Raw genomic sequence first — 14,662 nt, 5'->3', positions numbered from 1 at the left:
GACGCAGAGTTTTGCGCAAAGGACGCAAAGAAAGCTGCGCTTTTGGACAAAGTTGTTTTCAATAAAAAAGAATGCAGAGTTTTACGCAAAGGACTAAAAAAAGCTGCGCTTTTGGAGCGCTTTGTCTCGGAATAAAAATATTACTAGGTTAAATTCAAAACAGTACCGATTCAAAAACGGTTAACAACAAAGACGTGGTTTGACCTAAAAAATTCTCTTTAAAAGCCTTGCGTGCTTTGCGACTTCTTTGCGTACTTTGCGGTAAAATAACTATGTGTTGATTAAAAAGCTCTAATTTAAATTCCATTTGCAACTCTTCGTATGCCGTACTTTAAAAGCGACACGTTGAAATTAATTAGCAGACCCAACTTATAGTTACCCAGCTTCATATATGTTAAGGTTTGAGCTAAATGAACATCGTTGATTGCCTCAACACTTTTTATTTCGATTACTACTTTATTTTCTACCAACAAATCTATTCTGTAGCCACAATCCAATTTTACATCTTCGAAGATTAACGGCATTGGTTTTTCTTTTTCAACAGCTAATCCGGCAGTTTTAATTTTATAATTTAAGCATTCCTTATACGCACTTTCGAGCAAACCCGGTCCAATAGCCGCATGTACTTCTATGGCTAGTCCAATTATTTTATTCGCAATTTCGTTTTCCGTCATTTTCTTTAAATAACAATTTGTTTATCATCATTTTAGAATGAGGGTGCTTTGATTTTTTGGTTGAATCTGGTATTAAAATTACTTAAAAAATGTCAATTACAGACTTCCAGAGAAAACCAACCTTTCCTACTTTCACCTTAATTTTGTTCAAAAGTTCTATTTGGATAAGAATCGCAACTTATAAAATCCATTTACTACCTTATTTAATCGGTTTTTGCCAAAAATCGTCAATCTAAGACGGCTATTCAAAAACGTTTTTCCCTGCGAGCGATTGCAATGGAAATAAACCACAGGGAAAGCGCTGGCGGTTGGTGTAAAACGGCGACCTAAGAAGCCCGTTTTATACCTTACCAAAAGCCGCTTGAGCAAGGTTTATTGGAATGAAAAGCGCGACTTGCCCGCTTGGGATCTGGCTCGGACGGGCAAGGCGCACCCAAAAAATTAAAATCGATAAAACTGATTCGGACTTAATAATCCGCTGAGTTTAACATCGTGCGCTTCGGCGGAAATGACTTCCCGCAACGGCTCGAAAAATGAAAGTCCGATTGCTTGAACATTTGGTTTACACTTTCGTAGAAAAACATCGTAAAAGCCTTTGCCATAACCCACACGATTGCCTTCCTTATCGCAACAAAGCAGCGGCACAACTACCAAATCGATCTCAGAAACGGCGATAGTTTTGGCCTCAACCGGTTCTGGAATATCCCAGTTGTTTTTGCGAAATTGGGTATCGTGAAAAATCTCGACCTGCTGCATTTCGGTACTGTTTTCGACGACAATTCCAGTTGCACAACGTTTGCCGATGGCATATAAAAAATCGCGCAACAAAACCGTATCCGGCTCGTTCCATTTAGCTATGGGTGTGTACAGATGAATGAGATTGCACTCCGAAAAGTCGATTTTTTGAAACTGTTCGAAAATCCGACTATTCGCTTTTGTAAGCTCCGCCAGAGTAAGTTCCAAGCGCTTTTTCTTATACAGTGCGCGAAGACTATTCTTGTCCGTCATTTTTATAGAATTGTGATTCGACCGCAGCCGACTTTTCGATAGACAGATGGTACAGCGCATCGCCTTCGTAAACAATCGAACCTAAGTTGGCATTGATGACGTAGCCGTGATGTGGCGCTTTGATGGCTTGCACGAATTTGCCAAACGGATCGGTTATTTCGCACAAGACCGTACCTTTTTGCACGAACTTTCCTAAAAATCCGCGGTCGTGACAAAAACCCGATGCTTTTGCGCGCACCCAGCCCGAGCGTTCCAAAATCGTTGCTTCGGAAGCAATGGGTACGTCTTTATCTTTTCGCATTTGCCAAAAATTCAGCAAACGAATAACGCCGTTAACGCCGCAGTGCACAATTTGCGGATTGATATCTAAAGACATACCACCTTCGAACAGCAGCATCGGTACTTTTGCTTTCTCGGCAGCAGTTCGAAACGAACCCGAAATGTTTTTAGAATACAAGATGAAGGGCGCCGCAAACACGTGTGCCAATTCAAGCAGCTGCGGATCGCCGGGAACGATTCGAATTTGCGCAGCGTTGAATCTCTTGGCTCCACCTGCGTGGAAATCGACTGCAAAATCGACGACCGGCAAAATTTCTTTGAGAATGTAATAGGCAAAACGGCCGGCCATCGAACCTTTTTTACTTCCGGGAAATACCCGGTTGAGGTCGCGACCGTCGGGAAACTCGCGCGATTGATTGACAAATCCGAAAATATTGATTACCGGAATACAGATAATGGTTCCGGCATCGGGCTTATTTAGTTTTCGCACAATAAGCTGCCGAACAATTTCTACACCATTGATTTCATCGCCGTGAATTCCGGCCGAAAACAAGACGGTTGGCCCTGGTTTCTTGCTTCTACAAACAATAACAGGTATTTTAAGTTTGGTTGCCGTGGGCAGGCGTGCCAGCTCGAGATACAGTGTTTTCGACTGTCCGGGCAGTATTTCTTCGCCTAAAAGCGTTAGTTTTTTCTGGTTTTTTGACATATGCGTTGTTAAAAGTAGCATATTTTTCAAAGTCATTACCAAAATTAGAAGGTTCGCTGTAACTTTACACTAGATCTTTTAGAAAATGTCTGAGCCGTCTGTTCAACTTCAAATACAAACTCTACCCGACAATCCAGGGGTCTATCAATACTACGATAAAGAGGGCAAAATACTGTATGTTGGCAAAGCAAAGAACTTGAAGAAACGCGTTTCATCGTACTTCAATAAAGTGCACGACAATGCACGAACAAACGTATTGGTGCGCAAAATTGCTACCATTAAACACATTGTAGTTGAAACCGAAAACGATGCGTTGTTATTGGAAAACAACCTCATCAAAAAACACCAGCCGCGATATAATGTAATGCTTCGCGACGATAAGTCGTATCCGTGGATTTGCATCAAAAAAGAACCGTTTCCGCGTATTTTTCCCACACGGCGCATGATTAAAGACGGTTCGGAATACTACGGCCCGTACACCAATTTTAAAATTGTGCACACTTTACTGGATATGATTAAAGAATTGTATCCGCTGCGTACCTGCAATTACGATTTGTCGGAAAAGAACATCGATTCGCATAAATTCAAAGTTTGTTTGGAATATCATATTGGCAATTGCAAAGGTCCGTGTGAAGGAAACGAAACCCGCGAACACTACGAAAAGCAAGTAGAAGCAATTCGGCAATTGTTGAAAGGGAATTTCAAGCACAGCTTACGCGAATTTAAAACGCAAATGCAGCAATACGCCCAGGATTTGGAGTTTGAATTGGCGCAACGAATGAAAGTGAAAATCGAAGCTTTAGAAAAGTATCAGGCGTACTCGACTGTTGCCAATCCGAAGATCACGAATGTGGATGTTTTTTCGATTGTTTCCGACGAAAGTGCGGCGTATATCAACTATTTGCAAATCATGCACGGCGCGATTATTCGTTCGCATACGCTTGAAATCAAGAAGAAACTCGCCGAAACGGATGCCGAACTTTTGGAGTTGGCCATTGTAGAAATTCAAGAGCGTTTTTCCTTGCAGTTTCGCGAAGTCATAGTGCCGTTTTCAATTGATTTAGGCGAGCGTATTCGCGTAACGGTTCCGCAATTGGGCGATAAAAAACAGCTGCTGGAATTGTCGGAACGCAATGCCAAATACTACCGCATTGAACAATTGAAGCAGTTGCAAATTGTGGATCCCGACCGACATACGAATCGGATTATGGCACAGATGCAAAAAGACTTGCGTTTGCCTGTGGAGCCGCGCCATATCGAGTGTTTCGATAACTCCAATATTCAAGGAACGAATCCGGTTTCGGCTTGTGTGGTTTTTAAAGACGGGAAACCAAGCAAGAAAGACTACCGCCATTTTAATGTAAAAACCGTTGAAGGTCCGAACGATTTTGCATCGATGGAAGAAGTGGTTTACCGCCGCTACAAACGTCTACTCGAAGAAAACGAACCCTTACCCAATTTGGTAATAATTGACGGTGGAAAGGGACAATTGGGAGCGGCATTAAAGAGTTTTGACGCTTTAGGCATACGCGGCCAAGTGGCTATAATTGGAATTGCGAAACGTTTGGAAGAGCTGTTTTATCCGAACGATCCGATACCGTTGTATCTCGACAAAAAGTCGGAAACTCTAAAAATTATTCAGCATTTACGCAACGAAGCTCATCGTTTTGGAATTACGTTCCATAGAGACAAGCGCAGTAAAACGGCACTGGTTTCGGCAATCGAAGAAATTCCGGGCATCGGCGAAAAAACGATGACTTCTCTAATCAAGAAGTTTAAGTCGGTTAAGCGTTTAAAAGAAGCTTCGGAAGCTGATATTGCCGAGGTAGTTGGTGCTTCAAAAGCAAAAAAAATCATCAATCATTATCAAACAAACGAACAAAAATCAACATGAAAAAAATTCTCCTCTTGTTATGTTTGCTATCACTTGCTTCTGCGACAGCGCAAGAACAACCAGTTCCGCGAAAAAAAATTGGTTTGGTTTTAAGTGGCGGTGGCGCTAAGGGCTTTGCGCACATTGGCGTTTTAAAGGTTTTGGAAGAGGCGGGCGTAAAAGTAGATTACATTGGAGGAACAAGCATGGGTGCGGTTATTGGTGGCTTGTATGCATCGGGTTACAACGCAACGCAAATTGATTCGATTTTTAGGTCGACGAATTTTGATGAATTGTTACAAGATTATATTCCTCGACGTTCGAAAACCTATTATGAACGACGTAACGACGAAATGTATGCGCTTACTTTACCTTTCGATAAATTTAAAATCGGGATTCCCACTGCTTTATCAAAAGGCATGTACAACTATAATTTACTGTCGCGATTGACGGCAAACGTTAGGCACGTCAAAAAATTCTCCGACTTGCCGATTCCGTTTATTTGTATTGCTACAGATATAGAAACTGGTAAGCAAGTAATTATGAAAGACGGTTCCTTACCACAGGCAATGCTTGCTAGTAGCTCGTTTCCGAGTTTGTTTGCTCCTGTGGAACGCAACGGACGCTTGTTGATTGACGGAGGTGTGGTGAATAACTATCCCATTCAAGAAGTTCGCAACATGGGAGCTGATATTATTATTGGTGTTGACGTTCAAGACGGATTAAAAGACCGCAATGCGTTGCGCGATGCAACACGAATTTTGGTACAAATTTCGAACATGGGAATGTTGGAACGCATGAAAGAAAAAGCTGAAAATACCGATATCTACATAAAACCAGACGTTTCTAATTATTCGGTGATATCATTCGACGACGGAGCGGCAATAATTCGAGCTGGAGAAGAAGCGGCTTTTACGGTTTACGAAAAGCTTAAGGCTTATGGAGATTCGGTTTCTGCACACAAACATCGTTTAAAATCTACTGATAATTCGGTAAAAATAAACCGAATTCAAACCGGTAAACTCAAGAATTATACTCGAGCCTATGTTCTTGGAAAGTTGAAAATTAAGCCAGAAACAGAAGTCACGTATGAGCAGTTGCGTACAGGAATCAACAACTTAAATGCGACACAGAACTTTAGCGGTATTTCGTACGAATTTGAGGACAACGGTCAGGGAGACGATTTAATTTTACAGTTGATTGAAAATCCGAATAGAACTTTTTTTAAAATCGGTGCACATTACGATGGTTTGTTTAAAAGTGCTGTTCTTCTCAACGTAACCCACAAGAAAACACTCTTAAAAAACGATGTTTTTTCAGCAGATTTTATGCTAGGCGACCAATTGCGATATAATTTAGATTATTACATCGACAACGGATTTTACTGGAGTTACGGATTTAAAAGCAGATTTAATTCGTTCAATCGAAACGCAAAAACCGACTTTAACGACGGCAAAATACTGGATTTGTTGGGTGTTTCTTCCTTAAACTTGGATGTGGAAAACTGGCTGAATCAAATTTATGTACAAACCTTATTTTTAGAAAGGCTACTGTTAGGTGGCGGACTAGAACATCAAAATATCCGCATAAAGTCGGAAACCCTAGAAGATACTGCACCACTTTTTGAACAAAGCAACTACTATAGTGTTTTCGGCTATTTAAAGTTCGACAGTTTCGACAACCGATACTTCCCAAAATCGGGTTGGATGTTTGGCGCCGATGTGCAACATTTGTTTTACTCTACGAATTATACTCAGGAATTTGAACCATTTTCTATAGCTAAGGGTCATGTGGCTTTCGCTACAAAGTTCTTTCCCAGAACAACCTTAAAGCTCGAATCCGACGCTGGTTTTGCAATTGGCGAACGCACCATTGATTTTTTTAATTTCACCTTTGGCGGGTACGGTTTTACCGATATTCTCAACATTAAACCTTTTTACGGTTACAATTTTGTAAGCTTAAGTGCAGATAGTTACATACGAGCCACAGGTACCTTCGATTATGAATTTTACCGCAAGCACCACATTAACTTTGCTGCTAATTTTATGAATCTAGGAAATCGATTGTTTCAAACTTCTGACTGGCTATCGAGACCACAAATTTCAGGTTACGCATTGGGTTACGGACTCGAAACCATCATCGGACCTGCCGAAATCAAGTATTCTTGGTCGCCCGAAACTGGCAATGGTTTCACCTGGTTCAGTATCGGGTTTATATTTTGATTTGCTCTGAGGCATTTTACGCAGAGCAACGAGATGAATTGTTCGACATATCCGTAAAAAAGATATATTTGGCATCTATTAATACGTCACAAAACAATTTTTATGTCAATTTGGAGAGTTAAACCTGTTTCGGCCTTTGAAGCCGATATGAAGAAAAACGACCTCAAGCGCGTGCTAACAAAATGGGGACTTACCTCACTGGGAATTGGCGCAATTATAGGAGGTGGTATTTTCACCCTGACCGGAATTGCTGCCCACGATTACGCCGGACCAGCACTTGCCCTTTCATTTGTTATTGCAGGAATTGGTTGTTTATTCGCTTCTTTGTGTTACGCCGAATTTACATCGGTTTTACCTGTAGAAGGAAGTGCTTATGCCTACGCGTACGGTACTGTCGGGGAAATCTTCGCTTGGTTTATCGGATGGAACCTCATTCTAGAATACATGATGGGTGCTACCACAGTAGCGGTGGCGTGGAGTGGCTACTTTGTAAAACTACTGCATTTGTTTGGTATCGATTTTCCAATTTGGTTGTGCAACGATTATGCAACTGCCGTAGCTAAAGTAGCTGAACACAACGCAGAAAATCCGAGTAATCTGATTGCCGAACCTAGCTTTGCATTCAATTTACCTGCATTTTTAATTACTTGGGTTGTAACGTATATCTTGGTAAAAGGCATCAAAGAGGCTGCTAAAACAAACAACATTATCGTGATAATAAAAGTAGCGGTTGTTCTTTTCGTAATCATTTGTGGTGCTTTCTACATAGAACCTGCGAATTGGGATCCTTTCATTCCAACTGAAACAACAACATTAATCGATGGTGTCGAAAAAGTAAGCTTCGGATTTGGTGGCGTACTTACCGCCGCAACTATCGTTTTCTTCGCATACATCGGATTCGACGCCGTATCTACACAAGCTGGAGAAGCTATCAATCCGAAAAAAGACGTTCCGTTCGCCATAGTTGCATCCTTACTTATTTGCACCGTATTGTACATACTAGTTTCTCTAGTTTTAACAGGAATGGTGAAATACGACCAACTCGATAAAGCGGCACCAGTAGCTTCTGCATTTAGCGAAAACGGCATCACTTGGGCGGTATTCATCATTACCCTCGCTGCAACTGCCGGATTAACAAGCGTAATGTTGGTAATGATGCTCGGCCAAACCCGTATTTTCTTAGGAATGGCTAAAGATGGCCTGTTGCCAAACTTCTTCAAAACGCTTCACCCGATTTTCAAAACACCACACAAATCAACCATTTTAGTTGGTTTAATCATATCTGTAACAGCAGCGCTAACACCAATTAATAAAGTAAGCGAAATGTGCTCTATGGGAACTCTTCTTGCTTTTGCCATGGTTTGCGTTGCCGTGATGATTTTACGCGTTAAAAAACCAGAATTAGAACGCCCTTATAAAACACCGTTCGTTTATGTAGTTGGTACATTAGGCGTTGCCTTCAACTTATTTCTAATGTACTTCGTGCGTCCAGAAACCTGGATCGCCTTCATCATTTGGGGGACAGTCGGAATCTTGGTTTACTTCGCTTACGGCAAACGAAAATCAAACCTCAACCAAATAGAATAAAAACTTAAGAATCCGGGTCGTATTTAGCCCGGATTTTTTTTAGATATTTGTATTGATGAATCAATGGCTTTGTTTACCGATTTTACTCAAATTCCTGATTAAGCGAAATCCGGAATGATGTTTTTTTTCTGTTCGTTACTTATTTACAGAATTAAAATTTCATCACTATGCCTATTTATCACAAACTCGGAACTTTTCCACAAAAACGCCACGTAACTTTCGAGAAACCTACCGGCGGTTACTACTACGAACAATTGTTCGGAACCGAAGGATTTCACGGACATTCCTCCCTACTCTATCACATTCACAGACCAACGCAAGTAAAGGAAATCCTGAAATCATACGATGTGCAACCTAAAATCGCCATCGAAAAAAACATCAAATCGCTCTTGCTTAAAGGTTTCGACCTGAAACCAACCGCCGATTTCCTCGAGAGCCGAAAAGCCATGCTCTTGAACAGAGATTGCATCATCGGACTTGCCGCTCCGCAAGAATCACTTACCTCATACTTCTACAAAAATGCCGACGCCGATGAAATGATTTTCATCCACAAAGGAAAAGGCACTTTGCGAACTATGATGGGAAATATTCCTTTTGAATACGGCGACTACCTGATCATTCCAAGAGGTATGATTTATCAGATACAATTCGACACCACGGACAATCGCTTGTTCTACGTCGAATCGTACACGCCGTTCTACACCCCGAAACGCTATAAAAACCAGTCGGGACAGCACCTAGAACACAGTCCGTTTTGCGAACGCGACTTCAAACTCCCCATCGAGCTTGAATCGTACGATCAAAAAGGCGATTTCATCGTGAAAATCAAAAAAGAAGGCATGATGCACGAACTGGTTTACGCAACGCATCCGTTCGATGTAATTGGCTGGGACGGCTACAATTTTCCGTACGCCTTCAGCATTCACAACTTCGAACCAATTACCGGCCGCGTACACCAACCGCCACCCGTGCACCAAACTTTCGAAACGGCAACTTTTGTGGTTTGCTCGTTTTGTCCGCGTTTGTACGATTACCATCCGCAAGCCATTCCCGCGCCTTACAACCATAGTAACATCGACTCAGATGAAGTGTTGTATTACGTGGATGGCGACTTTATGAGCCGAAATAACATCGAACAAGGACACATTACCTTGCACCCGAAAGGAATTCCGCACGGACCCGCACCAGGGGCTATGGAACGTAGCATCGGGCAAACCGAAACCGCCGAATTAGCCGTAATGGTTGATACTTTCAGGCCTTTAATGGTTACCGAAGAAGCTATGGGAATAGACGACGGAAAGTATTATAAAAGTTGGGTTGATTAGGAGCTAATCCGGCTTTCCGCTATTATCTTTTTGGGCAACAGCCCGCTATAATTAAAAATTTCGCCTAAGCCCAAAAAGGATAGCCGCTGCAATCCGGGCTAGGGCACCAAAACCGAATAAACATGAGTAAAGAAATTAAATCCGTAGAATACGGACTCGAAAAAATATTTGAAGGCGCACAAGACTTTTTACCTCTTCTTGGTACCGATTACGTGGAGCTTTACGTTGGAAATGCAAAACAAGCTGCACACTACTACAAAACTGCTTTCGGATACCAATCGTTGGCGTATGCAGGTTTAGAAACCGGCGTCAAAGACCGTGCGTCGTACGTGCTTAAACAAGACAAAATAAGATTGGTGTTAACAACGCCACTCACAGCCGATTCGCCCATAAACGATCACCTACGTAAGCACGGCGACGGTGTGAAGGTCGTGGCACTTTGGGTGGATGATGCCACTTCAGCGTACATCGAAACAACAAAACGAGGTGCAAAACCCTTCATGGAACCCACCGTTGAAGAAGACGAATTCGGAACTGTAATTCGCTCCGGAATTTATACCTACGGCGAAACCGTTCACATTTTCGTGGAGCGCAAGAACTACAAAGGTATTTTCTTGCCCGGTTATCAAACCTGGGAATCCGATTACAAACCAGAGTCTACCGGCCTAAAATACATCGATCACATGGTTGGAAACGTGGGCTGGGGGGAAATGAACACTTGGGTTAAATGGTACGAAGACGTCATGGGATTCGTAAATTTCCTTTCATTCGACGACAAGCAAATCAATACCGAATACAGTGCTTTGATGAGTAAAGTAATGTCGAACGGCAACGGACGCATCAAATTCCCAATCAACGAACCAGCCGAAGGCAAAAAACGATCGCAAATTGAAGAATACTTAGACTTTTACGGCGGTCCGGGTGTACAACACATTGCCATCGCTACCGACGACATCATTTCCACGGTAAGCGAATTGAGAAAACGCGGTGTCGAATTCTTATCGCCACCGCCAAAAGCTTACTACGAAGCAATCCCGGAACGTTTAGGCGAACACATGAATGTGATGAAAGAAGACATTAACACCCTGGAAAACTTGGCCATCATGATCGATGCCGACGAAGAAGGATATCTTCTGCAAATATTCACAAAACCAGTTCAAGACCGCCCGACACTATTTTTTGAAATCATTCAACGAATGGGCGCAAGAGGATTTGGTGCCGGAAATTTTAAAGCATTGTTCGAATCGATTGAACGTGAACAAGCTAAAAGAGGAACGCTATAACTTTAACAAATTCTTAAAAAAACAGGGTTTTTAGATTGATTTATTGTCAATTATTTGTTAAACCCTCGAAATGTTTTGGTTAAAGGAACGCGCACCGTATCTTTGTACCTGAAAACGATGGGGTGGTTCCCGGAGTTTTATATAAATTTCATAATTTATAGTTTTGGTTGGTTAATAGCATTAAAACTCAGTCTTTTTGGCTGGGTTTTTTTGTTTTCTTAAGTTTGGAATAACTTTTGTAAAGTTTTGTTTCGAAACTTAAAAAATCATCATGAAAAAAGTGATCGCTTTACTGCTGTTATTCGTTCTTACGAGTTTTACGGCCCAGCCCGATGGCGCATTTGAAACCGGAGAATACTTCAAGTTTCACGTTCACTATGGTTTTGTGACCGCTGGTTATGCAACTCTAGAAGTAAAGGATGCTGTCATAAATAACAAAAAAGTTTTTCACGCCGTGGGAAGAGGCTACACCACGGGTCTTTCGAAGCTATTTTTTAAGGTAGAAGACAACTACGAAACCTACATGGATAAAGTAACCGGAAATCCGTATCAATTTGTGCGCAAAATTGACGAAGGTGGTTACAAAAAAGATCAGGAAGGCTTTTTCAATCGCAATACAGATAAAGTACTGGTAAAAGATTATCGTAAAAAAACAGAGAAAACATTCACTGTTCCTGAAAACGCGCAAGATATTTTATCGACGTTCTATTATTTGCGAAACCATCCATCAATAAATCGCCTAAAAGTGGGCGAATACATAGCTATTGATATGTTTTTCGACGACGAAACAACGAAATTTAAGCTGAAATTTATGGGTCGGGAAGATATTAAGACTAAATTTGGCACGATTCCAACCATGATCTTTCGGCCGTATGTTCAAGCCGGTCGTGTATTTAAAGAGCAAGAGAGTTTAACCGTTTGGATCTCAGACGACGCCAACAAAATTCCCGTTCGGATCAAAGCAAGCTTGGCTGTTGGTTCTTTAAAAGCAGACTTGGAAGGTTTTAGAGGACTTAAACATCCTTTTAAAGTTAAAGTTAAATCTTAATGAACCAAACCGATACCGACCCACTGCACAAAAGCATAGAAGACCGCTTTGAAGCACTCGGACTTAAACCCGAAATGCATCTCGAAGGTTTACTTTACTCAAAACCTTTAACCTACTGGGACTACATTCAGACCGACGCCTTACTTTCCCTACAAACCCAACGCACTTCGCTACCCGACGAGATGGTTTTTATCATGTACCATCAAGTTAACGAATTACTATTCAAAATGATTCTCTGGGAAATAGATCAGCTTGCTGCCGCAGAATCGCTTACCACTTCATTTTTTACCGAACGTCTGATGCGAATCAGCCGCTATTTCGATATGCTTACCACATCATTTACCATCATGGGCGATGGCATGGAAGTGAGCCAATACATGAAATTCAGAAACACGCTCGCACCAGCAAGTGGTTTCCAAAGTGCACAATACCGCATTATTGAATTCGGATCTACCGACTTGATCAATCTAATCGACGACCGTTTTCGCGTTTCCATAAACCGAAACACACCCTACGAACACGCACTCGAACATTTGTATTGGCAAGCCGCTGGTAAAGATTATTCCACAAATAAAAAGTCGTATTTAATACAAGAATTCGAGAAAAAGTATAAATCGCTATTTCTTGAAAAAATGGAATACTACAACCAACGAAACATCTGGAAACGCTTCACACTACTGCCTGAGGAAGATCGCAAAAATCCGGACCTGATAGCAGCTATGCGCCATTACGACTCAACCGTAAACATCAAATGGACTATGGGGCACTTGCGAACCGCAATGAAATACATCGACAGCGGGCAAGGACGTACCGAAGCCACAGGCGGTAGCGATTGGAAAAAATACATGCACCCAAAACATCAACGTCGTATTTTCTTCCCCGAATTGTGGTCGGCAGAAGAATTAGAAAACTGGGGAGTTGGCGCATGAAATTCAAATTCTCAATATGGTTATCCGCACTTTTCGCGGCACTATTGGTGTCTTGTAAAGACGAGGTAGTTGCCAAAAAAGCAGCACCCAAACCTGAAAAACCCATTTTCGATTACGGGTTTAAACTCAACGATTACAACATCACCCGCGACACCTTAAAGCCGGGAGATAACTTTGGCTCTATTCTCGAAAAAGAAAATATTGGCACGTTGAAAATCCACGAAATCGTCGAAAAAATTAAAGACTCCTTCGATATTCGGAAAATCCGTTTCGGAAAAACATACACCATTCTCCGCACAAAAGACAGTACTAAAAAAGTACGAGCTTTGATTTACGAACCCGACCCATCTGAATATTTCGTAGTCCACTTCGGTGATTCGGTTTACGCCGAACGAAAAAAACGTCCAGTTACCATCAAACGCCGGACAATTGCCGCAGAATTAAACGGTTCTCTGTCTGAAATGCTTGCCAAAGAAAAGGTGAATCCCGCACTGGCAACCGAAATCTCACAAGTATATGCCTGGTCAATCGACTTCTTTAAACTTCAAAAAGGCGACCGTTTTGCGATAACCTTCAAAGAACGCTACATCAACGATTCGATCTACGACGGTGTGGCTTCACTCGACGCTGCGTTTTTCGAATACAAAGGAAAATTAATTTATGCCTTTCCGTTTAAGCGCGATTCCCTTTCCACGAAAGTGGAATACTACGACGAAGAAGGAAAACCGCTCAAAAACATGTTCTTAAAAGCGCCGTTAAAGTTCATTAACATAACAAGCCGATTCGCGAAAAGTAGGTTTCACCCCGTTCAATTAACCTGGAAAGCACATAAAGGCACCGATTACGCTGCGCCTCATGGAACTCCGATTATGTCGACAGCAGCTGGAGTTGTAGAAAAAACGGGTTATACTGCCGGTAACGGTAATTTTGTAAAAGTACGCCACAACCGAACGTACAGTACGCAGTATCTGCACATGTCGAAGATATTAGTTCGTCGCGGCCAATCGGTTTCTCAAGGCCAGGTTATCGGAAAAGTGGGAAGTACAGGTTTGGCCACCGGACCACACGTGTGTTACCGCTTTTGGGTTAACAATGTTCAAGTCGATCCGCTTCGCTTACGACTACCCAACGCAGAACCAATGGACAAAAAATACCGCGAACGTTTCCTAAAAACCATCGCACCACTAAAGCGCGAACTCGACAGCGTTGCTAAAGTAAAAATACCTACTCGATAAGAACCGAGGGAGAACAAGTTGCCTGATCGACACGCTCGCATTGCCAAGTATTGTTGTCGATTTTAACTTTCGAAGTTTGTTCGGTTTCAATAAAAACTACTGTAGATAACGGCATGTCTTTACCCGCGATTGATAAATTTCCATCGACATTTTTAAGCGGGGCATACACTTTTATTTTACGGTCTTTGCTCAGCGCTGTGAGCACGTAAAATGTTTTGTTTACAGTTGGGTCTAAACCAGATTCGATTTCAAAATGAACCAATTCTGCAACTCGATTTTGGTTTGTTAATGCCAACTCCCACGCTTTTTTCAACGGCGTTAAATCTGCCGAAATACGGTGTTGGGCGCGCTGGATAAACCCAATTTTCTGTCCGAAGCTGTTCGTTACGAACAACAACAGCACCAAAACGATAAACAGTTGTTTAAATTTCATAAATCACTCGTTAAAGCTGCGAATTTAAAATCTTTTATAGATGTTAATATTCTAAAT

The 14,662-nt window shown here is 41.8% G+C and carries 12 protein-coding genes; 8 read left to right on the top strand and 4 right to left on the bottom strand.

Going from position 1 to position 14,662, the window contains the following annotated elements:
• Positions 1 to 296: 296 nt before the first annotated feature.
• From CHX27_RS05480 to CHX27_RS05470, 3 genes are all read right to left on the bottom strand, one after another.
• Complete coding sequence (locus tag CHX27_RS05480) at positions 297 to 674, bottom strand: GxxExxY protein (protein WP_094485754.1); 378 nt, start codon at positions 672 to 674, stop codon at positions 297 to 299.
• 441 nt (positions 675 to 1,115) lie between these two features.
• Positions 1,116 to 1,682, bottom strand: a complete 567-nt coding sequence (locus CHX27_RS05475; protein ID WP_165764448.1) for a 5-formyltetrahydrofolate cyclo-ligase — start codon at positions 1,680 to 1,682, stop codon at positions 1,116 to 1,118.
• Positions 1,666 to 2,670, bottom strand: a complete 1,005-nt coding sequence (locus tag CHX27_RS05470; RefSeq protein ID WP_094485756.1) for a succinylglutamate desuccinylase/aspartoacylase family protein — start codon at positions 2,668 to 2,670, stop codon at positions 1,666 to 1,668. The genes CHX27_RS05475 and CHX27_RS05470 overlap by 17 nt, the downstream gene beginning before the upstream one ends.
• An 85-nt stretch (positions 2,671 to 2,755) precedes the next feature.
• On the opposite strand from CHX27_RS05470, the gene uvrC reads away from it, so the two are divergent.
• The 8 genes from uvrC (at position 2,756) to CHX27_RS05430 (ending at position 14,172) form a co-directional block, all read left to right on the top strand.
• The gene (gene uvrC, locus CHX27_RS05465; protein ID WP_094485753.1) at positions 2,756 to 4,564 is read left to right on the top strand and encodes an excinuclease ABC subunit UvrC; all 1,809 of its coding nucleotides are present in this window, start codon (positions 2,756 to 2,758) and stop codon (positions 4,562 to 4,564) included.
• Entirely contained in the window at positions 4,561 to 6,765 is a 2,205-nt protein-coding gene (locus tag CHX27_RS05460) for a patatin-like phospholipase family protein (protein WP_094485752.1), read from the top strand. Before uvrC ends, CHX27_RS05460 begins: the two co-directional genes overlap by 4 nt.
• Positions 6,766 to 6,867: 102 nt before the next feature.
• Positions 6,868 to 8,352, top strand: a complete 1,485-nt coding sequence (locus tag CHX27_RS05455; RefSeq protein WP_094485751.1) for an APC family permease — start codon at positions 6,868 to 6,870, stop codon at positions 8,350 to 8,352.
• A 167-nt stretch (positions 8,353 to 8,519) separates the two neighbouring features.
• Positions 8,520 to 9,677, top strand: coding sequence for a homogentisate 1,2-dioxygenase (locus tag CHX27_RS05450; RefSeq protein ID WP_094485750.1), 1,158 nt, complete (start codon positions 8,520 to 8,522; stop codon positions 9,675 to 9,677).
• 122 nt (positions 9,678 to 9,799) lie between these two features.
• Positions 9,800 to 10,960, top strand: a complete 1,161-nt coding sequence (hppD, locus tag CHX27_RS05445; RefSeq protein WP_094485749.1) for a 4-hydroxyphenylpyruvate dioxygenase — start codon at positions 9,800 to 9,802, stop codon at positions 10,958 to 10,960.
• A 271-nt stretch (positions 10,961 to 11,231) separates the two neighbouring features.
• Positions 11,232 to 12,008 (top strand): DUF3108 domain-containing protein, encoded by a 777-nt coding sequence (locus tag CHX27_RS05440; protein WP_094485748.1) that lies wholly within the window; start codon positions 11,232 to 11,234, stop codon positions 12,006 to 12,008.
• On the top strand, positions 12,008 to 12,937 hold the full coding sequence (locus tag CHX27_RS05435) for a tryptophan 2,3-dioxygenase family protein (protein ID WP_094485747.1): 930 nt from the start codon (positions 12,008 to 12,010) through the stop codon (positions 12,935 to 12,937). Before CHX27_RS05440 ends, CHX27_RS05435 begins: the two co-directional genes overlap by 1 nt.
• Positions 12,934 to 14,172, top strand: a complete 1,239-nt coding sequence (locus CHX27_RS05430; RefSeq protein ID WP_094485746.1) for a M23 family metallopeptidase — start codon at positions 12,934 to 12,936, stop codon at positions 14,170 to 14,172. Before CHX27_RS05435 ends, CHX27_RS05430 begins: the two co-directional genes overlap by 4 nt.
• Here CHX27_RS05430 and CHX27_RS05425 read toward each other — a convergent pair.
• A complete protein-coding gene (locus tag CHX27_RS05425) occupies positions 14,162 to 14,605 on the bottom strand; it encodes a hypothetical protein (RefSeq protein ID WP_094485745.1) in 444 nt (147 codons plus the stop codon). The genes CHX27_RS05430 and CHX27_RS05425 overlap by 11 nt on opposite strands.
• Positions 14,606 to 14,662 lie beyond the last annotated feature (57 nt).

Origin of the sequence: Flavobacterium aurantiibacter (genome assembly GCF_002251775.1) — a bacterium.
GTDB classification, from domain to species: Bacteria; Bacteroidota; Bacteroidia; order Flavobacteriales; family Flavobacteriaceae; genus Flavobacterium; species Flavobacterium aurantiibacter.
Note: the sequence above shows the minus strand (reverse complement) of the source record. Positions and strands in the feature narration are given on the sequence as shown.

Coding starts and splice junctions, on each gene's coding strand:
- uvrC (WP_094485753.1), top strand. CDS start 2,756: ATGTCTGAGCCGTCTGTTCAACTTCAAATACAAACTCTACCCGACAAT.
- CHX27_RS05460 (WP_094485752.1), top strand. CDS start 4,561: ATGAAAAAAATTCTCCTCTTGTTATGTTTGCTATCACTTGCTTCTGCG.
- CHX27_RS05470 (WP_094485756.1), bottom strand. CDS start 2,670: ATGTCAAAAAACCAGAAAAAACTAACGCTTTTAGGCGAAGAAATACTG.
- CHX27_RS05435 (WP_094485747.1), top strand. CDS start 12,008: ATGAACCAAACCGATACCGACCCACTGCACAAAAGCATAGAAGACCGC.
- CHX27_RS05480 (WP_094485754.1), bottom strand. CDS start 674: ATGACGGAAAACGAAATTGCGAATAAAATAATTGGACTAGCCATAGAA.
- CHX27_RS05430 (WP_094485746.1), top strand. CDS start 12,934: ATGAAATTCAAATTCTCAATATGGTTATCCGCACTTTTCGCGGCACTA.
- CHX27_RS05450 (WP_094485750.1), top strand. CDS start 8,520: ATGCCTATTTATCACAAACTCGGAACTTTTCCACAAAAACGCCACGTA.
- hppD (WP_094485749.1), top strand. CDS start 9,800: ATGAGTAAAGAAATTAAATCCGTAGAATACGGACTCGAAAAAATATTT.
- CHX27_RS05455 (WP_094485751.1), top strand. CDS start 6,868: ATGTCAATTTGGAGAGTTAAACCTGTTTCGGCCTTTGAAGCCGATATG.
- CHX27_RS05440 (WP_094485748.1), top strand. CDS start 11,232: ATGAAAAAAGTGATCGCTTTACTGCTGTTATTCGTTCTTACGAGTTTT.
- CHX27_RS05425 (WP_094485745.1), bottom strand. CDS start 14,605: ATGAAATTTAAACAACTGTTTATCGTTTTGGTGCTGTTGTTGTTCGTA.
- CHX27_RS05475 (WP_165764448.1), bottom strand. CDS start 1,682: ATGACGGACAAGAATAGTCTTCGCGCACTGTATAAGAAAAAGCGCTTG.